The sequence below is a fragment of the Brachymonas sp. KE5 genome (genome assembly GCF_057773645.1).
Window position 1 is genome coordinate 626,110 of sequence record NZ_CM173463.1, and the last position, 21,571, is coordinate 647,680.

The following is a 21,571-nucleotide window of genomic DNA, read 5'->3' on the forward strand; positions in this document are numbered from 1 at the left end:
ATGTCCGGGGCGCCCATCGTCATCATCACCCGGCCCGAGCCGCAGGCGAGCGAATGGGCGCAGGCCCTGCAGCAGGATCTGGGCCCGCGCGCACAGGTGCTGGTGCTGCCGCTGATCGAGATTGCGGGTGTGGAGCATCCCGCCTACCGCGAACGGCTGCAGGTGGCCTGGGAACAGCTGCCCGAAACCGCCGCCGCCTTCTTCGTGAGTGTGCCTGCGGTCGAGCATTTCTTTGCAGCCGTACCGGATGCGGCCGCACGCTGGAATGCCCTGCAGGTGCGTGCCTGGGCCCCCGGTCGCGGCACCTTGCACGCGCTGCTGGCGGCCGGTGTGAGCCCGGAGCGGATCGACAGTCCGCCCCAGGACGCTGCCCAGTTCGATTCCGAAACCCTCTGGCCCCTGATCCAGCCGCAGCTGGCCGCTGCGCGGGCGGCCGGCCAATGCGTGCTGCGCGTGCGTGGCACCGATGATCCACAGCCCGATGCCATCCATCCCGACTACGGCTCCGGGCGCGACTGGATGGGTGAACAGCTGGTGCAGGCCGGGATCACGGTGCGTACGGTTGTTGCATATCAGCGACAGGCTCCGCGCTGGACCGACGCGCAACGCGAGGCGGTGCGCCAGCTGGCCGACGCGCGCCATCTGTGGCTCTGGAGCAGTTCCCAGGCGCTGCAGAACCTGCAAAAGCTGCTGCCGCAGCAGGATTGGAGCCGTGCCTGCGCTCTGGCTACCCATCCGCGCATCGCCGGCAAGGCCGCCGCGGCCGGCTATCAAAGTGTTCTCCAGACCCGTCCTACACTGCATGACGTAAGCCAATCGATACAATCGTGGCTATGACTGCTTCCCCCGAGACAACGTCCCCGGCTTCCGTGACTGCGACTCCGGCGGCTCCTGCCGCGCCGAATCCCCCCCGTCAGGCGGGCATGTCGGCGCTGGCGCGCGTGGTGCTGGTGCTGGCCCTGCTGCTTGCATTGGCGGCCGCGGCGGCTGCGGGCGTCGCCTGGCGTCAGGTCTATCTGCTGCAGAAACAGGTAGCGAAGCAGGTGGCCGATGTGGGGCTGCAGTCGCGCGATACTGGCACCCTGGCCCGCCTGGCCAGCGAGCAGAGCCGCGAAGCCAGTGCCAAGGTGGCGCTGCTGGATGCGCGCGTGGTGCAGCTCGATGCCCAGCGCGCCCAGGTGGAAAGCGTGCTGCAGGGCCTGTCGCGCGCCAAGGACGACAACCTGCTGGTGGATGTGGACTCTGTGGTGCAGATGGGGCTGCAGCAGACCCAGCTGACCGGCAGCGTGCAGCCCCTGCTGGCGGCGCTGGTGAGCTCCGAAAAACGCCTGGAGCATGCCACGCAGCCGCGCCTGGTTGCATTGCAGTTGGCCATGGCTCAGGACATTGAGCAACTGCGCAAGACCAGCGTAAGCGACGTCGCCATGTTGGCCACGCGCATCGACAACGTCTTGCGCCAGATCGACAGCCTGCCGCTGCAGAGCGACATGGTGCCGCTGCCCACGGCAAGCGGCAAGGCGCACGTGGCTAAACGCCTGCCCGCGGATGCTCCTTGGTGGCAGCAATGGTGGGGCAGCGTGTCCGACACGGCGCTGGGGCTGGTGCGCGTGCGCTCCATCGCCAGCCGCGATGCCGCGCTGCTGCCGCCCGCCCAGGGTTTTCTGGTGCGCGAGAACCTCAAGCTGCGCCTGCTCAATGCCCGCATGGCGCTGATGTCGCGCCAGTCCGATCTGGCGCGGGGGGATGTGGAGCAGGTGCTGCAACAGTTGCAGGGCCAGTTCCAGGCCGATTCGCCATTGGTCGAGTCGGCGCGCAAGCAGTTGCAGGAAGTGCACAGCAACATCCATTCCGCCGAATTGCCGCAGATCCGCGGCACGCTTGAAGCGCTGAGCGCCGCCAACGCCGCTGCCAGCGTCGCAGGAAACTGAGACCATGCGCGCATTACTCTGGCTGCTGGTCCTGTTTGTCCTGGCAACCCTGCTGGCTCTGCTGGCGGGCAACAACCAGGCGGTTCTGACCCTCTACTGGTCGCCCACGCGGGCGATCGACATCTCGCTGAACATGGCAATCCTGCTGCTGCTGGGCCTGTTCCTGCTGGGCCATGCGGTGATGCGCGGCATCTCGAGTCTGATCCAGCTGCCCAAGGATGCACGCCGCTGGCGCATCCAGCAGAAGGAACGTGCGCTGCACGGGCACCTGCTCGATGCCATGTCGCATTACCTGGCGGGACGCTTTTCGCGCGCGCGCCAGGCCGGCGAGCGCGCCTTGCGCCAGGAAGAAAGCCTGAACGGCCAGCAGGCCGATCCGCGCGACAACGTCCCGGCCGCACAGCGCCTGCCCTACAGCACGCAGCTGCGCGCCCTGACGCACTTCATCATGGCCGAAAGCAGCCAGGCCATGCAGGATGGTGCCCAGCGCGACCAGCATTATGCGCAGGCACTGCAGGCCGCCCAGGACACCCGCACCGATATCGGCGTGGAAACGCGCGAAGGCATCCAGTTGCGCGCCACGCGCTGGGCCATCGAGGACCGCCAGCCCGCCGTGGCGCTGGAGCGGCTCGACGCCCTGCCGCAGGGCACCGGACGCCGCGTACTGGCGCTGCGCCATCGCCTGAAGGCGGCACGCCAGCTGGGCAACACCGATCTGGCGCTGGATACGGCGCGCACGCTGGCCCGCCACAAGGCCTTCACGCCCGAAGCTGGCCGGGTGCTGGTGGGCCGTCTGATTGTGGACCAGCTCAGGTCTGCCTTCGACCTGGACCAGTTGCAGCGCATCTGGATGCGTCTGGACCGTGAGGAGCGTGCCTGGCCGGAAGTGGCTCTGGCGGCGGCGCGCCAGCTGGTGAGCAACGGCGGCACGGCGGCGCAGGCACGGGCCTGGCTGTTGCCCGTGTGGGAGCGTGTGGCCGCGGGAGAAGAAACCCTGACGTCTACCCAGCGCAGTGCCATCGTCGCCGCGCTGGAGCCGGGGCTGGAAGACATCGACGGCGACTGGCTGCAGCGCATCGAGGCGGCCTACCAGCGCTACCCCAACCGTGCCGACATGCAGTACCTGATGGGCATGGCCTGCATGAAGCGCCAGCTCTGGGGCAAGGCGCAGCAGTTCCTGAGCCAGGCCACCCACGGTCTGCAGGACGAGCCCGAACTGCGCCGCAATGCCTGGCGCGCGCTGGCCGAACTGGCCGAAGAGCGCAGCGATGCCGCGGCTGCGCAGCAAGCCTGGAAGCAGGCGGCGCTGGTGCGCTGAGAGCGGCACCCGCAGCACGCCGCCTCATAGGGGCATATGCGCGCAAGCTCCCAGGCGCGCGACCTAGTCGCTACTGTCCGTGATGGGGGAGAGGTCTGTGTCTGTCACGATGGCACTCTGCCTCCCGGACCCGAAACGCAAAAAAGCCGCATCAGCGGCTTTTTTTTGCAGCGGTGCGCCAGTTCCTGTGGCCAGGTCCAGGCGCCCTGATCAGGCCTGCGTATCGCTCGCAGTCTGCTGGCTGGCTTCGGCCTCGAACGGCAGCACCATGCCGGCCAGATCGCGGCGCGTTTCCACCAGAATCAGCGGGCCTTCGTCCAGCACCACCAGCGGCGGACGCTCGCGCGGCACGTGGATCGGCTTGGGCTCGGCGGCGATGGCAGCCTGCACAGCGGCTACCTTGTCGGCATCGGAGCCCACCCACTGCAGGCCGGCGTCGGTTGCAATGCGGTGCAGCTCGGCTTCGGGCAGCGTGAATGCCTGCACCTTGGGCATGCCGGTGGCTGCTACAGCCTCCTGCGGAGCCGGTACAGCGACCGCTTCGGCGGCTACTGCCGTGCTCTCGGCAGCCGGTGCACCCGTTTCGGCGGGCGCAGCCGGCGCATCGACCGCAGCAGGAGCGGGGAGGGCGTCCAGCACAGCCGGTGCCGGCAAGGCTGCGGCATCAAGCGCTGGAGCATCAGTAGCCTGGGCGTCTTCTGCAAGGCCTGCGGCCAGACCCGGAACCGGGGCATTGGCATTGGCAGCGAAGTAGCTGCGCGGGCTGGTGTCGGCGGCGGGAGTCTCCGAGTCAGACAGAACACCGTTTTCGGCGCTGGCCAGCTCGTTGTTTTCGCCATTCTGGCCGGAACGATCGCCGCCGCGGCGACGGTCACGGCCATAGCGGTCGCGCGAACGGCGTTCGCGGCGCTCCCTCACTTCGCCTTCACCGGCTGCAGGCGCCTGGGCTCCGTTGGTGTCGTTCACGGAGTCGGCAGCGCTGTCGGCCGCCATGGCAGCGCCGCTCACGGCACTGGCTGCCGCTGCGGCCAGTGCCACTTCGCTTGCGCTGCTTTCCTCGCCGCCCAGTTCGGTCGGCAGGGCTGTCTGGCGCGGTGCACGGCGCTCGCCGCTGCGCTCGCCACGCTCACCGCTGCGTTCACGGCGCTGGCGGTTGCCGCGGCCGTCCTGGCGGTTGTCGGTGCCGGCTTCGCTGCTGCCTTCGCGCTGCTCGCTGCGGTTGTCGTTGCGCTGCTCGGTGCTGCGGAATTCGCTGCCGCGGCCTTCGGAAGCAGGGCGACCTTCGCCACGGTTGCGGCGTTGCTCGCCGCTGCGACCATCGCCGGATTTCTCGCCGCGGCTGCCACGCTCGCCCGAGCGCTCGGAGCGTTCCCCACGCTCACCGCCGCTGCGGTTGCCATTGCGGCTGCCGCCACGCCCGCCACGGCTGCCGCCACGGCGGTTGTCATCCCGTGCCGGAGCTGCGGGCTCGGGTGCCGGAGCAACCGGGGCCACGGGCTCGGCAGGCGGCTCTTCGGCAAAGCCGAACCAGCGCTTGATCTTCAGCCACAGGGCGGCCAGGCCGGTCGCGGGCTCGGCCGCCGGCTGGGCCGGTGCCGCGGCCGCAGGGGCTGCAACCGGTTCCACCACTTCGGGCTTGGGCGGTGCCACCGGCGCCGGACCATCGGGCAGCACGCCCTTGAGCACTGGCGTCTGGCGATTCGTCGGCTCCTGCGAGCGGCGCGTGACGGCGGTCGGATCCTCGACTTCCTCGGCCAGCGTGTAGCTGGCGTCCATGTTGTCCAGGCGGGCGTCGTCGTGCTTGAGGCGCTCGAGCTTGTAGTGCGGGGTTTCCAGGCTCTTGTTCGGCACCAGCATCACGTGCACGCGTTGCTTGAGCTCGATCTTGGCAATCTCAGGGCGCTTCTCGTTCAGCAGGAAGGAAGCCACTTCGACTGGCACCTGGGCATGCACGGCGGCCGTGCTGTCCTTCATTGCCTCTTCCTGGATGATGCGCAGGATCTGCAGCGCGCTGGATTCGGTGTCGCGCACGTGGCCGGAGCCGCCGCAGCGCGGGCAGGGGATGGACGCGCCTTCGCTCAGCGCCGGGCGCAGGCGCTGGCGGCTCATTTCCATCAGGCCGAACTTGCTGATGGTGCCGAACTGCACGCGCGCACGGTCCTGGCGCAGCGCTTCGCGCAGGCGGTTTTCCACCTCGCGACGGTTCTTCTGCTCGTCCATGTCGATGAAGTCGATCACGATCAGGCCGCCCAGGTCGCGCAGGCGCATCTGGCGCGCCACTTCGTCGGCGGCTTCCAGGTTGGTGCGGGTGGCGGTTTCCTCGATGTCGCTGCCCTTGATGGCACGCGCCGAGTTGACGTCGATGGAGACCAGTGCTTCGGTGTGGTCGATCACGATGGCGCCGCCGCTGGGCAGCGTCACGATGCGGGCGTAGGCCGATTCGATCTGGTGCTCGATCTGGAAGCGGCTGAACAGCGGTGCGTCATCGCGGTAGCGCTTGACCTTGCCGGCATGCTCCGGCATCACGTGGTTCATGAACTGGCTGGCCTGCTCGTAGATGTCGTCGGCATCGATCAGGATGTCGCCGATCTCCGGGCTGAAGTAGTCGCGCAGGGCGCGCACCACCAGATTGGATTCCTGGTAGATCAGGAAGGCGCCCTTGCCGGCCTGGGCGGCGCCGTCGATGGCATCCCACAGCTTGAGCAGGTAGTTCAGGTCCCACTGCAGTTCGGGCGCGGAGCGGCCGATGCCGGCCGTGCGGGCGATGATGCTCATGCCCTTCGGGTACTCGAGCTGGTCCATCGCCTCCTTCAGCTCGGCGCGGTCCTCGCCCTCGATACGGCGGCTCACGCCACCGCCGCGCGGGTTGTTGGGCATCAGCACCACGTAGCGGCCGGCCAGCGAGATGAAGGTGGTCAGGGCCGCGCCCTTGTTGCCGCGCTCTTCCTTCTCGACCTGGACCAGCAGTTCCTGGCCTTCCTTGATCACGTCGTTGATGCGGGCCTGGCTGACCGGCACGCCTTCGGCGAAGTACTGGCGGGAGATTTCCTTGAACGGCAGGAAGCCGTGGCGCTCTTCGCCGTAGTCGACGAAGCAGGCCTCGAGCGAAGGCTCGACGCGCGTGACGACGGCCTTGTAGATGTTGCCCTTGCGTTGTTCGCGGCCTTCGATCTCGATCTCGTAGTCGAGCAGCTTCTGGCCGTCGACAATCGCCAGGCGGCGTTCTTCGGTCTGGGTACCGTTGATCAGCATCCGTTTCATGATGCGTTTCCTTCCTGAACCCGCACGGGTTCATTGACTCTGTTGACACTGCGGGCCGGCCGCGCACAGGCGCGGACACAGCCCAGGAATGCCTGAGCGGACGCTGAAACGAAGGGAATTGCCGGAAACTGCCGGATCAGACCGCCGGAAGGGCGGACTGGAGGGCAAAGGGCGCGCGGAAGAATGCAGCAAGAGGCCGCCGTCCCGCTGGCGCCGCAACAGCAGGCAGCCAGCCACTATCGGCACGCAGCGCTGCCACATGCAGCGGCCGGGTGCCGGGAACAGGGAGGGAGGGGGAGGTGCGTGCAGGCAGCAGGCTGCCGCGGCCGCGTCGCTGCCCACGGGGCAGCTTGACGGACAGGCCGGCAGTCAGCATTAGCAGAGCCAGAAAGACACCTTGCACTTGCATTCGATCCATCTGCCTGAGTGGCAACAAACAGCGCACCATTCAGGCAGTCATGTATTCCATATTCGGGGTTTCGAGCGTCAGCCTTGACTGGAGCCGTCGGGGGCCACCGGGGGCGCTTGGGGCCGGCCGGTTTGCCTGCGGAACGGGGCCAGTGGCATGGACTTTCTGTGCAGCGGGGCAGCGGACGCCTTGCTTGTGCCTTAAACTTATTCAAATCAAGCAGTTGCAATTAACCAACTACACAGTGAAAAACATTATAGGGTCGAAAGCCGCGCTTTCACAGGGGGGCGCGGCAAAGGCCGTGAAATATCTGGAGGTGGACGAGGAATCCGCCGGCCAGCGCCTGGACAATTTCCTGATCCGCCAGCTCAAGGGGGTGCCCAAGACCTATGTCTACCGCATCATCCGCAGCGGCGAGGTGCGTGTGAACAAGGGGCGTGCCAGCGCCGACAGCCGCGTGCAGCCGGGCGATGTGGTGCGCGTGCCTCCGGTGCGCCTGCCCGAGCGCACGCAGGATGGCCAGGCGCAGGCCGCCACCCCGGCGCGCGAATTCCCGGCCCTGCTCGAGGATGACTGGCTGATCGCCGTCAACAAGCCCGCCGGCGTGGCCGTGCATGGCGGCAGCGGCGTGAGTTTCGGCGTGATCGAGCAGTTGCGCCGTGCCCGGCCACAGGCGCGCTTTCTGGAACTGGTCCACCGGCTGGACCGCGAAACCAGCGGCATTCTGCTGATTGCCAAGAAGCGCTCGGCCTTGACTACGCTGCAGGACCAGTTCCGCCAGCGCGAAACCGGCAAGACCTATCTGGCGCTGGTGCTGGGTGACTGGCCGGCCAACAGGAAGGTAATCGACACGCCGCTGCGCAAATTCCTGCTGCCGGCTGCCGGCAATGCCGAGGGCGAACGCCGCGTGCGCACCACCACCAAGGACGATCCGGAAGGCATGAAGGCCGTCACCCTGGTCAAGGTGGCGCAGCGCGTGCCGCATCCGCTGGGCGACATGACGCTGCTGGAAGTCACCATCAAGACCGGCCGCACGCACCAGATCCGCGTGCACCTGGCATCCAGTGGCCATCCGATTGCCGGTGACGAGAAATATGGCGACTTTGCGCGCAACAAGGCACTGGAAAAGGCCGGCCTCAAGCGCATGTTCCTGCATGCCTGGCGCTTGCGCTTCACCCATCCCTCCACCGGCGAGACGGTGGCGCTGGAGCAGCCGCTGGAGCCGGCGCTGCAGCAGTTCGTCGGCAACCCCGTGGCCTAGCCCGCCAATCGACGACAATGGCGGCAGAAGGTCGGGGCTGTCGCCCTGATCGCCACAGATTTATCCGGAAATTCACGCCATGGCGCACCGATTCGACCTGATTTGCTTTGATTGGGACGGCACCCTGTACGACTCCACCGCCAGCATCACCATGGCCCTGCAACAGGCGGTGGTGGATGTGGGTGGCGAACGCCCCACGCGCGAGCAGGCGCGCTACGTGATCGGGCTCGGCCTGCAGGATGCGCTGGCCAAAGTGGCGCCCGACGTGCCACCCTCGCAGTACCGCGCCCTGAGCGACCGCTACCGCCACCACTACCTGCAGCACATGACCGACATCACCCTGTTCGAAGGCATCGAAGGCGTGCTGGCAGACCTGCGCAGCCGGGGCCATCTGCTGGCCGTGGCCACCGGCAAGAGCAGGCGCGGGCTGGATGATGCGCTCTCCGTCGTGGCGCTGTCCGACATGTTCGATGCCACGCGCACGGCCGACCAGACGGCAGGCAAGCCCCATCCGCTCATGCTGTACGAGCTGATGGACGAGCTGGAAGTGAAGCCCGAGCACACGCTGATGATCGGCGACACCTCGCACGATCTGGAACTGGCGCACAATGCCGGCTGCGCCTGCGTGGCCGTGAGCTACGGGGCGCACAGCGTGGCCGGCCTGCAGCAGTGGTCGCCGCTGTACATGGCGCATTCGGTGCGGGACCTGGGGCGCTGGCTGCAGAACGAGGTCCACGCCCCTCCGCGTGCCTGACGCACGGGGGCTTCGCTCATGTCCCGGCCTGTCAACGCCATTGCCCTGTGTCCGTCCGCTGCACTGGTGGATGGCGCGCTGGCCGTACCGTTCGACGTGCTGCACCGCGGAGCGCCGTGTCGCGCCTTTGCCGTGCGCCACGAGGGGCAGGTGGCCGCCTTTCTCAACCGGTGCACCCACGTCGCCATGGAGCTCGACTGGATGCCCAACCGTGTGTTCGATGCCTCCGGCGAATGGCTGATCTGCGCCAGCCACGGTGCCATTTTCCATCCGCAATCGGGCGAATGCCTGGGCGGCCCGTGCAATGGCGGCCTGGTGCGCATTGCCCTGCTGGAACAGGAGGGGCAGGTCTGGTGGTTGCCCGATGCACACACTGTTGCACCTGAAGCCCCTGATGGAGAAGGCTGATCCGCAGGAGCCGGCCCCGGCAGCTTCTACAATCAGGGCTTTCCTGGCGAGCCGCTGCCCTGCGGCAGCGAACCTACTGACCCTGCATCATGCCCGATACCTCTGACGACCTCATCCCCGCAACCCCGCGCAAGCCGGACTGGGAGCGTGCCATGCTGGAAAAGGTGGCCATGGCCTCCATCCGCGAGCAGCAGGCGAACCGGCGCTGGAAGACCTTTGTGCGTATGGCCTGGCTGCTGTTCTTTGCCGTGCTGGCCTGGATGTTCTTCCAGCGTGGCGCGCCGGATGCCGCCAAAATGACCTCGCCGCATACCGCCGTGATCGAGATCCGCGGCGACATTGCCGACGGAGCGGACAGCAGCGCCGCCAACATCGTGCCTGCCGTCAAGCGTGCCTTCGAGGATGCGGGCTCCCGGGCCGTGGTGCTGTCCATCAACTCTGGCGGCGGCAGTCCGGTGCAGGCCGGCATCATCAATGACGAACTGATCCGCATGAAGGCGCACTACAAGAAGCCGCTGTATGCGGTGGTGGGCGACAGCTGTGCCTCCGGTGCCTACTACATCGCCGTGGCGGCCGACCAGATCTTCGTGGACAAGGCCAGCCTGATCGGCAGCGTGGGCGTGCTGATGGACGGCTTCGGCTTTACCGGCACCATGGAAAAGCTCGGCGTGGAGCGCCGCCTGATCGCAGCCGGCAGCAACAAGGGCTTCATGGACCCCTTCAGCCCCATGAGCGAAACCCAACGCGCGCACGCGCAGACCATGCTCGACCAGATCCACCAGCAGTTCATCCAGGTGGTGCGCAATGGTCGCGGCACGCGCCTGAAGGAAACGCCCGAAATGTTCAGCGGCCTGGTGTGGACGGGCCAGCAGGCGATCCAGATGGGCCTGGCCGACAAGCTCGGCGGTACCGACTACGTGGCGCGTGAAATCGTCAAGCAGGAGCGCCTGGTGGATTACACACAGCGCGAAAACGTGGCCGAGAAGCTGGCCAAGCGCTTTGGCGCGGCCGTGGGCGAAGGCGCCATGCGCTCCATGCAGGCGGCGCCGCTGCTGCGATAAGTGGCCAACTGCCGTTAACTATTTATCTTTTTCATACAAATTTGTGTCAATAACTGTCATGGTGCATGGTTAAACTGGCCCGAGCCGCATTCCTGCAGGGGTGGGGCTCGCACCGTTCCGCCCGGCGGACCGGCCTGAAAACCAACCCTCGAGGGAGGCACCATGTCTATTGATCTGTCGGCGCTGCTGCAGGAGCAGGTGGGTGGCGCGTTAAGCAATTTCGCAAGCAGCCAGCTGGGCGAGTCGCCCAGCATGGCTTCCAAGGCGGTGGCACTGATCCTGCCGGCACTGCTGGGCAAGCTGTCCGGCCAGACGGGCGATGCCAGCCGCATGACCCAGCTGTTCAATCTGGTCACGGGTCCGCAAGTCGATTCGAGTCTGACCCAGGTCGAGCCGTCGCTGATCGACAAGGGTCGCCAGTGGCTCTCCCTGCTGTTCGGCGACAGTGCGGGCCTGACCAATCTGCTGGCGGGCCGCACCGGCATGTCCACGGACAATACCGGCACCCTGATGGCCGCGGCGCTGCCGATGCTGCTCGGCGTGCTGCGCTCGCAGGTGCAATCGAGCAAGCTCACTCAGCCGCAGTTCGTCAGCCTGCTGTCCGGCCAGCGCAGCCTGCTGGATCGCGTGCTGGGTTCCGAACTGGCCACCGCGCTCGGCCTGGGTGCTGTTGCCACGGCTCCGGCGGCGGTCGAGGCGCGCCCCGCTGCCGCCCCGGTCACCCCTCCGCCTGCCCGTGCCGTCACGCCGGCCCCCGCCAGCGGTGGCTGGATGAAGTGGCTGTGGCTGGCTCTTGCGGCCCTGGCTGCGCTGCTGCTGCTCAAGTTCTGCGGCCAGAAGCCGGCCGAAACCGCGGTTCCGGCCAGTGGTGCCAGCGCCGAGTCGATAGTGGTGGTCCCGGTCGAACCGGCCTCGATGCCGGCCTCCGAACCGGCCGTGGTGGTGCCGATGGCTTCCGAGCCGGCCATGCCGGCAGCGTCCGGTACCGCGATGGCCCCTGCGCCTCACATGACTGCTTCCGCTGCTGCGACTGCCGCTGCTGCCGCCAGCGCCGTGGCCAGCGATCTGGCCGCCGATGCCAGTGCCGTGAAGTACGAGAACGAGGTGCTCTCGTTCTACTTCGCCACCGGCAAGACCGACGTGGACAAGATGGCGGCCGATGCCGTATCTGCCGACATCGTCGCCTTGGGCAAGGAAGGCAAGACCCTGGTGGTGAGCGGCTACAACGACCCGCGCGGCAACAAGGCGAAGAACGAGGAACTGTCCAAGAACCGCGCCAAGGCCGTCAAGGCCTACCTGATGGAGCAGGGCGTGCCCGAGGGCAAGATCGAGCTGCGCAAGCCGGTGCAGACCGATGGCCAGAGCGGCAGCCTGGCCGAGGATCGCCGAGTGGACGTGAAGGCGGAATAAGCCTCGCGCCCGCTAACCGGTACCCCGCTGCGGCGGGGTTTCCTTTTGTATGCGCCCGGCGAAACGCCATAGGCAACTGCTACCATACACGCCATGCTCATGTACCCCCATATTGATCCCGTCGCCGTGCAGATCGGGCCTTTCGCCGTGCACTGGTACGGGCTGACCTACCTGGCCGCCTTCGGCCTGTTCCTGCTGCTGGGCATGCGCCGCCTGCGCCACCAGCCCTTTGCCAGCGTGCAGGGCGCCGGCGCCTGGAGCCGCAAGGACGTCGAAGACATCCTGTTCCTCGGCGTGATGGGCGTCATCATCGGTGGGCGCCTGGGCTACTGCCTGTTCTACAAGCCCGAGTACTACCTGGCCAACCCGCTGGAGATCTTCAAGGTCTGGCAGGGCGGCATGAGTTTCCATGGCGGCCTGCTGGGCGTGATTGCCTCCATGACCTGGTTCGCCCGCTCGCGCCAAAAGCCCTGGCTGCAGGTGGCGGATTTCGTGGCGCCCTGCGTGCCTACCGGCCTGGCCGCGGGCCGCGTCGGCAACTTTATCAATGGCGAGCTCTGGGGCCGCCTGGCCGATCCCACGCTGCCCTGGGCCATGGTGTTCCCCCACAGTGGCACCATGCTGCCGCGCCATCCCTCGCAGATCTACCAGTTCCTCCTGGAAGGCCTGCTGCTGTTCGTGCTGCTCTGGTTCTACGCACGCAAGGAGCGCAAGCCGGGGCAGGTGGCTGCCATGTTCCTGCTGGGCTATGGCGTGTTCCGCTTCATCGCCGAGTACTTCCGTGAGCCGGACGATTTCCTCGGCCTGCTGGGCCTGGGCCTGAGCATGGGGCAGTGGCTGTGCATTCCGATGATTCTGGGCGGCATCGCGTTGTGGGCCTGGTCGCAACAGCGCTACAGCCGGGCGCCCGCCACCCGTTGAGATTCAAGAACAATAAAGCAAGAGTAAAGCCATGGCCGAGGTTCTGTGCCTGATTGACGAAACCCCGGGCGCCCGTCACGCCTCCGTCACCCTGCGCCATGCGGGCAAGTTCAACGCCATGTCGCGTGGCATGTGGGAGCAGTTGCAGCAGGTCTTCATCCAGTTGCAGCGCGAGGCTCATGCCGCCGATCCGCTGCGCTGTGTGGTGGTGCAGGGCGCCGAAGGGCACTTCTGCTCCGGCGGTGATATTTCCGAATACAGCGATTTCCGTTTCGAGACGGACAGCCTGCGCCACTTCCATGAGGAGCAGGTCTGGGGCGGTCTGTCGGCCGTGCTGGCCTGCGATGCCCCGGTGATTGCCGCCATCGAGGGCAACTGCATGGGGGCCGGCGTCGAGATTGCCAGTTGCTGCGACATCCGCGTGGCCACGCGCCAGAGCCGCTACGGCGCGCCTATCGCCAAGCTGGGCTTTCCGATGGCGCCGCGCGAGGCCGCGCTGGTAGCCGGCGTGCTCGGCCCCACGCTGGCCCGCTCCATGCTGCTGGAGGCGGCGGTCTATCAGGCACCCGACATGGTCACGCACGGCTATCTCACGCGTGTGGTGGAAAATCCGGCCGAATTGCGCCAGGACGTCCAGCAGACCGTCGCCCGCATCCTGCAGCTGTCCCCTTCGGCGGCGCGCCTGCACAAGCAGATGATGCGCGAATGGCTGCAGGCGCAGGAGGACATGCTGCTGCGCCAGTGCAGCACCGCCTACGACTATGCCGACAGCGAGGAACACCGCGAGGGCATCGGCGCCTTCCTGGAAAAGCGTCCCGCCCGATTCTGAGAGGGCGCCGGCATCGGTAGCCGGCCTTGCCTGGGCCAGGGCACCGTGCACCGGAAAGCACACACTTGAATGCGCGACCGGGGTAATGTGTAAATCTGCACACGAGGCTGGCACAGCTTCGTACAATGGCGCTGCATTTGAAAGTTGTACACCATCCCTGGTTCCGGCGGCATTGCAGCAGGGCAGGGGTGGCAGAGGATTATGTCTACCGTTGCACTGCCTGCTTCAGCCTCACAGATCGAGCTGCTCGACGACCCCGATGAGTGGGGCGTGTTCAGCCGCCGCTGTGCCAATCAGGCCGACGCATGGGAATCCAGCGTCGCCATCGAAGGCATGCACTGCGCCGCCTGCGCGCTCACGGTAGAAGACGCGCTCAAGGCCGTGCCTGGCGTGAAAGACGTGCAGGTCAGCCCCGGCAGCCACCGTGCCCGCGTCACCTGGCTGCCCGAACAGGTCAAGCCCTCGCAGTGGATGCAGGCGCTGCAGGGTACCGGCTACCGCGCCGTGCCCGCCAACGATGCCTTCGCCAGCCAGCGCCGCCGCCAGGAGGCACGCCAGACCGTCTGGCAGTGGGGCGTTGCCGGCGTGGTGATGATGCAGGTCATGATGTATGCATGGCCGGAATACGTCAGCAACGACATCGCGCCCGAGGCGCGCCATCTGCTGCGCTGGGGTTCCTGGATCCTGTCCGTGCTGGTGGTGCTGTTCTCCTGCCGGCCATTCTTCCGCAATGCCCTGAACGACATCCGCCACCGCCGCATCAGCATGGACATGCCGGTGGCCCTGGGCATGCTGATCACCTTCATCGTCAGCACCCTGGGCACCTTCGAGCCCGACGGCATGTTCGGCAACGAAGTCTATTTCGACTCGCTCACCATGTTCGTGTTCTTCCTGCTGACCGGACGCTGGCTGGAATGGCGCATGCGCGACCGCACCGCCGGTGCGCTCGAGGCGCTGATGAACCGCCTGCCCGACAGCGTGGAGCGCCGCAACAAGAAGGGCGTGTTCGAGCGCGTCACGCTGCGCCGCCTCAAGGTGGGCGATCTGGTGCGCGTGCTGCCCGGTGAATCCTTTCCAGGCGATGGCACGGTGGTCGATGGCCGCACCATGGTGGACGAGGCCCTGCTGACGGGCGAGTCGCGCCCGCTGGCACGCGAAACCGGTGCCCAGGTGATTGCCGGCAGCCACAACATCCACTCGCCGGTCGAGATGCGCATCGACAAGCTGGGCGCCAACACGCGCTATGCCCAGATCGTCGAGATGATGGAGAACGCCTCGGTCGACAAGCCGCGTCTGGCCCAGTTCGCCGACCGTTTCGCCAAGCCTTTTCTGATCATCGTGCTGCTCGCCGCCGGCCTGGCGGCTGCCTGGTGGTGGCGCGAGGATCCGGCCCATGCGGTGATGATTGCCGTGGCGGTGCTGATCGTGACCTGCCCGTGCGCGCTGTCGCTGGCCACGCCCGCAGCAATGCTGGCGGCTGCCGGCGGGCTGGCGCGCCGCGGCGTGCTGGTGCGCCGGCTGCAGGCGCTGGAAATGCTCTCGCAGATCGATACCGTGGTATTCGACAAGACCGGCACCCTGACGGCAGACACCATTGCGCTCGAGCGCGTGCTGGTACGTGAAGGTGCCGATGCGCAGCTGGTGTTGCTGCAGGCCGCCTCGCTGGCGCGCCATTCCCTGCATCCGGTCTCGCGCGCGCTGGTCGAGGCCGCCGGCCTGGAGGGGGAAGCGTTGCTGCAGCAGGAATGGATCGCCACCCATGTGAGCGAACACCCCGGCAAGGGCATGGAAGGGCAGGTGGCTGCTTCCGGCGCCGATCCGGCCGCAGGGCAGACCATGCGCCTGGGCTCCGACCTGTTCTGTGGCGTTGCCGCACACACCCTGGCGGAGCTGCCGCCCGATACCCTGCACGCCAACCTCAGCGACGGGCAGGGCTGGCTGGCCACCTTCGTGCTGCGCGAAGATTTGCGTGCCGATGCGCAGGAGGCCATCGATGCCCTGCGCGGCGCCGGCCTGCGCCTGCAGGTGCTCTCGGGCGACCGCCCGCACGCCGTGCAGCGCATCGCCGACCAGCTGGGGCTGGAGCAGGCGCAGGGCGGCTGCACCGCCTCCGACAAGCTCTCCTTCCTGCGCGCCGAGCAGCAGCGCGGCCATCACGTCGCCATGGTGGGCGACGGCATCAACGATGGCCCGGTGCTGGCTGGCGCCCACGTCTCGTTCGCGCTCGGCAAGGCCGTGCCGCTGGCGCAGGCGCAATCCGACTTCGTGATTCTGGGCAGCAGCCTGCGTGCCGTTGCCGACAGCTTCAGCCTGGCCCGCAGCACCATGCGCGTGGTGCGCGAGAACCTGCTCTGGGCCGCGCTCTACAACGTGATCGGCATTCCGCTGGCCGTGATGGGCCTGGTGCCGGCCTGGCTGGCCGGTCTGGGAATGGCCACCAGCTCGCTGCTGGTGGTGCTCAATGCCCTGCGCCTGGTGAGCAAGCTGGATTGACGAGGAGAAAAGGAGGCAAGGCCTATGGACATTCTCTATCTCTTGATACCGCTGTCGGTGGGACTGGTGTTCTTCATTCTGGCGGGACTGTGGTGGGCGATCCACAGCGGCCAGTTCGAGGACATCGAGGCCGAAGGGCAGCGCATCTTCAAGCAGGATTGATGTGTGTCAAGTTGTGTTTTACGGATAAGATTACGCTTGGCAGGGTTTTTTTAGAAAGAGGTGAAAATGAATTTCTCCAATATGCAGGCGACTACGTACAACGACAAGGTTGTACGCCAGTTCGCCATAATGACCGTCGTCTGGGGCGTGGTCGGCATGCTGGTTGGCGTGATCGTCGCCGCACAGCTGACCTGGCCTGAGCTCAACTTTGGCATTCCGTGGCTGTCCTATGGCCGCCTGCGTCCGCTGCACACCAATGCGGTGATCTTCGCATTCGGTGGTTCGGGCCTTTTTGCCACTTCCTACTATGTCGTCCAGCGTACCTGCCAGGTGCGCCTGTTCGGCGACAAGCTCGCTGCCTTCACCTTCTGGGGCTGGCAGCTCGTCATTCTGGCTGCCGCCATTTCCCTGCCGCTGGGTTACACCACCAGCAAGGAATACGCTGAACTCGAATGGCCCATCGACATCCTGATCACGCTGGTCTGGGTGGCCTACGCCGTCGTGTTCTTCGGCACCATCGGCACCCGCAAGGTGCGTCACATCTACGTGGCCAACTGGTTCTACGGCGCCTTCATCCTGACGATCGCGGTGCTGCACCTGGTCAACAGCGCAGAACTGCCTGCCGGCCTGATGAAGTCCTACTCCGCCTACGCCGGCGTGCAGGATGCCATGGTCCAGTGGTGGTACGGCCACAACGCCGTGGGCTTCTTCCTGACTGCAGGCTTCCTGGGCATGATGTACTACTTCGTGCCGAAGCAGGCTGGCCGTCCGGTGTACTCCTACCGCCTGTCCATCGTGCACTTCTGGGCACTGATCTTCACCTACATGTGGGCCGGCCCGCATCACCTGCACTACACGGCGCTGCCCGACTGGACCCAGTCCGTCGGCATGACGTTCTCCCTGATCCTGCTGGCTCCCAGCTGGGGCGGCATGATCAACGGCATCATGACCCTGTCCGGCGCATGGCACAAACTGCGTGACGACCCCATCCTGCGCTTCCTGATCGTGTCCCTGTCGTTCTACGGCATGTCCACCTTCGAAGGCCCGATGATGTCCATCAAGACCGTCAACGCGCTGAGCCACTACACCGACTGGACCGTGGGCCACGTGCACTCCGGCGCCCTGGGCTGGGTGGGTCTGGTGACCATGGGTTCCCTGTACTACCTGATTCCGAAGCTGTTCGGCAAGAAGGAAATGTATAGCGTCAAGGCGATCGAGGTCCACTTCTGGACCGCCACCATCGGTATCGTGCTGTACATCGCCGCGATGTGGATTGCCGGTGTGATGCAGGGCCTGATGTGGCGTGCCATCAACGCCGACGGTACCCTGACCTACACCTTCGTCGAAAGCGTGAAGGCCACCTTCCCGTTCTACGCCATTCGCCTGCTGGGTGGCGTGCTCTACCTGGGCGGCATGATCATCATGCTGTGGAACACCCTGATGACCGCCAGCAAGGGCCGTTCCGTCACGACCCAGATCCCGGCGCTCAATCCCGCACACGCCTAAGGAGCAACAATAAAAATGGCTAACGCTAATCATCCTGTTTCCGGTGGCCTGAGCCACGAGAAGGTTGAAACCAGCAACTTCTGGATGATCGTGCTCATCCTGATCGTGATCGCCTTCGGCGGTCTGGTCGAGATCGTGCCGCTGTTCTTCCAGAAGTCCACCACGCAGCCGGTGCCGGGTCTCAAGCCCTACACCGCCCTGCAGCTGGCCGGCCGTGACATCTACCAGCGCGAGGGCTGCTACAACTGCCACTCGCAGATGGTGCGTCCGTTCCGTGCGGAAACCCTGCGCTACGGCCAGTACTCCGTGGCTGGCGAGTCCGTGTGGGATCACCCCTTCCAGTGGGGCTCCAAGCGTACCGGTCCCGACCTGGCCCGCGTGGGTGGCCGCTATTCCGACGAATGGCACCACCAGCACCTGTTCAACCCGCGTGACGTGGTGCCCGAGTCCAACATGCCGGCCTACCCCTGGCTGGAAAAGAACCTGGTGAATGACCAGACCATCGGTACCCACATGGCCACCCTCCGCAAGCTGGGCGTGCCCTACACCGATGCCGACATCGCCGGCGCCGGCGCTGCCGTCAAGGGCAAGACCGAAATGGAAGCCGTGATTGCCTACCTGCAGTCGCTCGGCCATGCCATGACGGCTGCCGTGCCCACGGCTGCCGCAGCACCCGCTCCGGCCGCTGCCCCGGCTTCGGCTGCAGCACCGGCCCCGGCTGCTGCGCCTGCCGCTGAAGCCAGCGCTGCTGCACCTGCTGCCGTAGCCGCTCCGGCCGAAGACCAGGCCGCGGTGATGGTCGAGAACGGCGTCGTGCAGTTCTTCTTTGCAACCGGCAAGACCGAAGTGGCTGCCGGCGGCAAGGACGCGCTGGCTGACGTGATCGCCGGCGTCAAGGCCGGCAAGAAGGCCGTCATCAGCGGTTATACCGACGCAACTGGCGATCCCGCCAAGAATGCCGAACTGGCCAAACAGCGTGCCTTTGCCGTGCGTGACCTGCTGAAGGCCAACGGCGTGGCCGAAGACCAGATCGACCTGCAAAAGCCTGCGGATAACAACGCCGGCCAGGGTGGCCAGGCACGTCGCGTCGACGTTGCCCTGCAGTAAACAGAACAAGGGACGAGGAGTTTCTTCCACATGGACATCAACGACCTGAGAAGCCTGACGACGGTGCTGAGTTTTGCCGCATTCATCGGCATCGGCTGGTGGGCCTATTCCCGCCGCAACACGCACCGCTTCGACGAGGCTGCCCAGTTGCCGTTCGGTCCGGAAGAGGCTCCGAGCCCCCAAAAACATACTGAGGATACAAAATGAGTGACTTTATCAGTTCCTTCTGGTCACTGTGGGTGATGGCGATCGTCGCTTTCGGCATCATCTTCTGTGTGGCTGTGCTGCTGTTCGGCGCACAGGCGCGCGCTGCAACCGCCGAAGACAAGACCACCGGCCACGTGTGGGACGGCGACCTGCGCGAGATCAACAACCCGCTGCCGCGCTGGTGGGTGGGCATGTTCTGGCTGACCATCTTCTTTGCCATCGCCTACTTCTTCATGTATCCGGGCTTCGGCAACATGAAGGGTTCGCTGGGCTGGACCTCCAAGGGCCAGTACGAGGCAGAGATGGCCAAGGGTGATGCCCAGGTGGCACCGCTGTTCGCCAAGTACGCCGCCATGCCGATCGAGGAGATCGCCAAGGACAAGGACGCCAACGGCATGGGCCAGCGCCTGTTCCTGAACAACTGCGCGCAGTGCCATGGCTCCAGCGCCAAGGGTGGCACCGGCTTCCCCGACCTGAGCGACAACGACTGGCTGTGGGGCGGCAAGCCCGAGCAGATCATGGAAACCATCACCAAGGGTCGCAACGGCAACATGCCGCCCCAGATCCAGGCCATCGGTGGCACGCCCGCCGATGCCAAGGCGGTGGCCCACTACGTGATGAGCCTGTCCGGCCTGCCGCACGACTCGGCTGAAGCCTCTGTCGGCAAGGGCAAATTCATGGCCTGTGCGGCCTGCCACGGCGCAGATGGCAAGGGCAACACGGCGCTGGGCGCGCCCAACCTGACCGACTCGGTCTGGCTGATGGGCGTTCCGAGCGAAGCCAACATCGTGAACCAGATCACGAATGGCAAGATCAACGTGATGCCCGAGTGGCACACCAAGCTCAAGCCCGAGCAGATCCGCCTGGTGTCGGCCTATGTGTGGAGCCTTTCCAACAAGTAACCGACAATGTGCACAGGAAAACCTGTGCACGGGATAATGCACCGCCATGACTTCGATCAAAGGTCATGGCGGTTTTTTCATATGGCGACGCCCGATCGTCTTATCATATTCGGGTTCATGTAAGTAAGGCAGTCTGGAACACACACTATGTCCAACGAAGTCCCCGAGAAAAAGCAAACGCCTGAACCGGCACCGGAAAAAAAGGTCATCCCGATCGAGAAGGACACCTTGATGTCGGCCGCTACCGGCGGTTCGCTTTTTGCGGCATCCAAGGCGATCCATCCGCGTTCGATTTCCGGTCGTTTCACCAACTGGCGCTGGATTTTCGTCTGGCTCACACAGATCGTGTTCTATGGTCTGCCCTGGCTGAACTGGGGCGAGCGCCAGGCCGTGCTGTTCGACCTGGGTGCGCGCAAGTTCTATATCTTCGGCCTGGTGCTGTACCCGCAGGACTTCATCTACCTGACGGGCATTCTGGTCATCTCCGCACTGTCGCTGTTCCTGTTCACGGCGGTGGCAGGGCGCCTGTGGTGCGGCTACACCTGCCCGCAGACGGTTTACACCGAGATCTTCCTCTGGGTCGAGGCCAAAATGGAAGGCGACCGCAGTGCCCGCATGCGCCTGGACAAGAGCGGCTGGACGGGCGAGAAGATCCTCAAGCGTGGCGGCAAGCACCTGATCTGGCTGGCGATTGCGGTCTGGACGGGCCTGACCTTCGTCGGCTATTTCTCGCCCATCCGCGAACTGATCGGCAACTTCGCGCACTGGAACCTGGGCAACTGGGAAACCTTCTGGATCTTCTTCTACGGTTTCGCTACCTACGGCAACGCCGGCTTCATGCGCGAGCAGGTCTGCAAGTACATGTGCCCGTACGCTCGCTTCCAGAGCGCCATGTTCGACCCCGACACGCTGATCGTGACCTATGACGAGAACCGTGGCGAGCCGCGCGGTCCGCGCTCCAAGAAGGTCGATCGCAGCACGATTGCGCTCGGCGACTGTATCGACTGTTCCATGTGCGTGCAGGTCTGCCCGACCGGCATCGACATCCGCAAGGGTTTGCAGTACGAATGCATCGGCTGCGGCGCCTGTGTGGATGCCTGCGACGAGGTGATGGACAAGGTCGGCTACCCGCGTGGCCTGATCAAGTACTCCACCGAGAACGCGATGAAGAACAACTGGGGCAAGAGCGAGATCTGGAACCGGATCAAGCGTCCCCGTATCCTGGTCTACACGGGCATCCTGGTGCTGATTGCGGCTGCGCTGGTGACCAGCCTGAGCATGCGCAAGCCGATGCGGGTGGACATCATCCGCGACCGTGGCGTGATGTCGCGCATCGTCGACGGCGGCAAGATCGAGAACGTGTACCTGGTGCGCGTGATGAACACCACCGAGAGCGAGCAGAACTACGAGATCCGCGTGAACGGACTGCCCGGCGCCACCATTGCCGAAGGGGCAGACATGACCATCGGCCCGGCCCAGGTCGAGCAGCACGTGGTCGCCGTGCGCATTCCCGTGGGTTCCATGGAGCCGGGTTCGCACCCGATCTACCTGGATATCCGTGAAACCGGCAGCGATGCCATGGTGACCGAAAAGGCCGCCTTCCTGGTACCGAAATGATGAGCCAGGAGTCACGC

18 protein-coding genes and 1 pseudogene are annotated in these 21,571 nt (G+C 65.7%); 18 read left to right on the forward strand and 1 reads right to left on the reverse strand.

Annotated elements, in window-relative coordinates:
- Genes ACX36O_RS02925 through ACX36O_RS02935 form a run of 3 tightly spaced genes read left to right on the forward strand, consistent with a single transcriptional unit; the run spans window position 1 to window position 3,246 of the window.
- Window positions 1–837 carry a uroporphyrinogen-III synthase gene (locus ACX36O_RS02925; RefSeq protein WP_488360024.1) on the forward strand — a complete coding sequence of 279 codons (837 nt, stop codon included), beginning with the start codon at window positions 1–3 and terminating at the stop codon, window positions 835–837.
- The gene (locus tag ACX36O_RS02930; RefSeq protein ID WP_488360025.1) at window positions 834–1,928 is read left to right on the forward strand and encodes a uroporphyrinogen-III C-methyltransferase; all 1,095 of its coding nucleotides are present in this window, start codon (window positions 834–836) and stop codon (window positions 1,926–1,928) included. The genes ACX36O_RS02925 and ACX36O_RS02930 overlap by 4 nt, the downstream gene beginning before the upstream one ends.
- Window positions 1,929–1,932: 4 nt before the next feature.
- Window positions 1,933–3,246: a heme biosynthesis HemY N-terminal domain-containing protein gene (locus tag ACX36O_RS02935; protein WP_488360026.1), complete on the forward strand. Its 1,314-nt coding sequence runs from the start codon at window positions 1,933–1,935 to the stop codon at window positions 3,244–3,246.
- Between the two features lie 210 nt (window positions 3,247–3,456).
- On the opposite strand, the gene ACX36O_RS02940 is transcribed toward ACX36O_RS02935, so the two are convergent.
- Window positions 3,457–6,507 carry an Rne/Rng family ribonuclease gene (locus ACX36O_RS02940; protein WP_488360027.1) on the reverse strand — a complete coding sequence of 1,017 codons (3,051 nt, stop codon included), beginning with the start codon at window positions 6,505–6,507 and terminating at the stop codon, window positions 3,457–3,459.
- A 653-nt stretch (window positions 6,508–7,160) separates the two neighbouring features.
- Between ACX36O_RS02940 and ACX36O_RS02945 the strand changes: the two genes are divergently transcribed.
- From ACX36O_RS02945 to ccoG, 15 genes and pseudogenes are all read left to right on the forward strand, one after another.
- On the forward strand, window positions 7,161–8,177 hold the full coding sequence (locus ACX36O_RS02945) for an RluA family pseudouridine synthase (protein WP_250130960.1): 1,017 nt from the start codon (window positions 7,161–7,163) through the stop codon (window positions 8,175–8,177).
- A 79-nt stretch (window positions 8,178–8,256) separates the two neighbouring features.
- Entirely contained in the window at window positions 8,257–8,931 is a 675-nt protein-coding gene (locus ACX36O_RS02950) for an HAD family hydrolase (protein WP_213359120.1), read from the forward strand.
- Between the two features lie 18 nt (window positions 8,932–8,949).
- Complete coding sequence (locus ACX36O_RS02955) at window positions 8,950–9,339, forward strand: Rieske (2Fe-2S) protein (protein ID WP_371686492.1); 390 nt, start codon at window positions 8,950–8,952, stop codon at window positions 9,337–9,339.
- An 89-nt stretch (window positions 9,340–9,428) separates the two neighbouring features.
- Window positions 9,429–10,400 (forward strand): S49 family peptidase, encoded by a 972-nt coding sequence (locus ACX36O_RS02960; protein ID WP_213359127.1) that lies wholly within the window; start codon window positions 9,429–9,431, stop codon window positions 10,398–10,400.
- Window positions 10,401–10,562: 162 nt separating this feature from the next.
- Window positions 10,563–11,810 carry an OmpA family protein gene (locus ACX36O_RS02965; RefSeq protein WP_371686493.1) on the forward strand — a complete coding sequence of 416 codons (1,248 nt, stop codon included), beginning with the start codon at window positions 10,563–10,565 and terminating at the stop codon, window positions 11,808–11,810.
- 93 nt (window positions 11,811–11,903) lie between these two features.
- Complete coding sequence (gene lgt / locus ACX36O_RS02970; protein ID WP_213359131.1) at window positions 11,904–12,731, forward strand: prolipoprotein diacylglyceryl transferase; 828 nt, start codon at window positions 11,904–11,906, stop codon at window positions 12,729–12,731.
- 31 nt (window positions 12,732–12,762) lie between these two features.
- Complete coding sequence (locus ACX36O_RS02975) at window positions 12,763–13,560, forward strand: enoyl-CoA hydratase/isomerase family protein (protein ID WP_213359133.1); 798 nt, start codon at window positions 12,763–12,765, stop codon at window positions 13,558–13,560.
- A 201-nt stretch (window positions 13,561–13,761) separates the two neighbouring features.
- Window positions 13,762–16,053: a heavy metal translocating P-type ATPase gene (locus ACX36O_RS02980; RefSeq protein ID WP_488360028.1), complete on the forward strand. Its 2,292-nt coding sequence runs from the start codon at window positions 13,762–13,764 to the stop codon at window positions 16,051–16,053.
- Window positions 16,054–16,077: 24 nt separating this feature from the next.
- The gene (ccoS, locus tag ACX36O_RS02985) at window positions 16,078–16,215 is read left to right on the forward strand and encodes a cbb3-type cytochrome oxidase assembly protein CcoS (RefSeq protein WP_091816006.1); all 138 of its coding nucleotides are present in this window, start codon (window positions 16,078–16,080) and stop codon (window positions 16,213–16,215) included.
- A 66-nt stretch (window positions 16,216–16,281) separates the two neighbouring features.
- Window positions 16,282–17,721, forward strand: coding sequence for a cytochrome-c oxidase, cbb3-type subunit I (gene ccoN / locus ACX36O_RS02990; protein ID WP_371698887.1), 1,440 nt, complete (start codon window positions 16,282–16,284; stop codon window positions 17,719–17,721).
- Window positions 17,722–17,736: 15 nt separating this feature from the next.
- Window positions 17,737–18,363 (forward strand): annotated as a pseudogene (ccoO, locus tag ACX36O_RS02995) (cytochrome-c oxidase, cbb3-type subunit II); the annotation flags it as partial.
- A gap of 153 nt (window positions 18,364–18,516) precedes the next feature.
- On the forward strand, window positions 18,517–18,828 hold the full coding sequence (locus ACX36O_RS03000) for an OmpA family protein (protein ID WP_488360227.1): 312 nt from the start codon (window positions 18,517–18,519) through the stop codon (window positions 18,826–18,828).
- A gap of 30 nt (window positions 18,829–18,858) precedes the next feature.
- A complete protein-coding gene (locus tag ACX36O_RS03005) occupies window positions 18,859–19,035 on the forward strand; it encodes a cbb3-type cytochrome oxidase subunit 3 (RefSeq protein WP_213359150.1) in 177 nt (58 codons plus the stop codon).
- On the forward strand, window positions 19,032–19,937 hold the full coding sequence (ccoP, locus tag ACX36O_RS03010) for a cytochrome-c oxidase, cbb3-type subunit III (RefSeq protein WP_488360029.1): 906 nt from the start codon (window positions 19,032–19,034) through the stop codon (window positions 19,935–19,937). The genes ACX36O_RS03005 and ccoP overlap by 4 nt, the downstream gene beginning before the upstream one ends.
- Window positions 19,938–20,084: 147 nt before the next feature.
- Window positions 20,085–21,554: a cytochrome c oxidase accessory protein CcoG gene (ccoG, locus tag ACX36O_RS03015; RefSeq protein WP_434087715.1), complete on the forward strand. Its 1,470-nt coding sequence runs from the start codon at window positions 20,085–20,087 to the stop codon at window positions 21,552–21,554.
- The last annotated feature ends 17 nt before the right edge of the window (window positions 21,555–21,571 follow it).

What these genes read in the sequence shown, in the direction of transcription:
- ACX36O_RS02925 (WP_488360024.1), top strand. Translation starts at nt 1, where the DNA reads ATGTCCGGGGCGCCCATCGTCATCATCACCCGGCCCGAGCCGCAGGCG.
- ACX36O_RS02930 (WP_488360025.1), top strand. Translation starts at nt 834, where the DNA reads ATGACTGCTTCCCCCGAGACAACGTCCCCGGCTTCCGTGACTGCGACT.
- ACX36O_RS02935 (WP_488360026.1), top strand. Translation starts at nt 1,933, where the DNA reads ATGCGCGCATTACTCTGGCTGCTGGTCCTGTTTGTCCTGGCAACCCTG.
- ACX36O_RS02940 (WP_488360027.1), bottom strand. Translation starts at nt 6,507, where the DNA reads ATGAAACGGATGCTGATCAACGGTACCCAGACCGAAGAACGCCGCCTG.
- ACX36O_RS02950 (WP_213359120.1), top strand. Translation starts at nt 8,257, where the DNA reads ATGGCGCACCGATTCGACCTGATTTGCTTTGATTGGGACGGCACCCTG.
- ACX36O_RS02955 (WP_371686492.1), top strand. Translation starts at nt 8,950, where the DNA reads ATGTCCCGGCCTGTCAACGCCATTGCCCTGTGTCCGTCCGCTGCACTG.
- ACX36O_RS02960 (WP_213359127.1), top strand. Translation starts at nt 9,429, where the DNA reads ATGCCCGATACCTCTGACGACCTCATCCCCGCAACCCCGCGCAAGCCG.
- ACX36O_RS02965 (WP_371686493.1), top strand. Translation starts at nt 10,563, where the DNA reads ATGTCTATTGATCTGTCGGCGCTGCTGCAGGAGCAGGTGGGTGGCGCG.
- lgt (WP_213359131.1), top strand. Translation starts at nt 11,904, where the DNA reads ATGCTCATGTACCCCCATATTGATCCCGTCGCCGTGCAGATCGGGCCT.
- ACX36O_RS02975 (WP_213359133.1), top strand. Translation starts at nt 12,763, where the DNA reads ATGGCCGAGGTTCTGTGCCTGATTGACGAAACCCCGGGCGCCCGTCAC.
- ACX36O_RS02980 (WP_488360028.1), top strand. Translation starts at nt 13,762, where the DNA reads ATGTCTACCGTTGCACTGCCTGCTTCAGCCTCACAGATCGAGCTGCTC.
- ccoS (WP_091816006.1), top strand. Translation starts at nt 16,078, where the DNA reads ATGGACATTCTCTATCTCTTGATACCGCTGTCGGTGGGACTGGTGTTC.
- ccoN (WP_371698887.1), top strand. Translation starts at nt 16,282, where the DNA reads ATGAATTTCTCCAATATGCAGGCGACTACGTACAACGACAAGGTTGTA.
- ACX36O_RS03000 (WP_488360227.1), top strand. Translation starts at nt 18,517, where the DNA reads ATGGTCGAGAACGGCGTCGTGCAGTTCTTCTTTGCAACCGGCAAGACC.
- ACX36O_RS03005 (WP_213359150.1), top strand. Translation starts at nt 18,859, where the DNA reads ATGGACATCAACGACCTGAGAAGCCTGACGACGGTGCTGAGTTTTGCC.
- ccoP (WP_488360029.1), top strand. Translation starts at nt 19,032, where the DNA reads ATGAGTGACTTTATCAGTTCCTTCTGGTCACTGTGGGTGATGGCGATC.
- ccoG (WP_434087715.1), top strand. Translation starts at nt 20,085, where the DNA reads ATGTCCAACGAAGTCCCCGAGAAAAAGCAAACGCCTGAACCGGCACCG.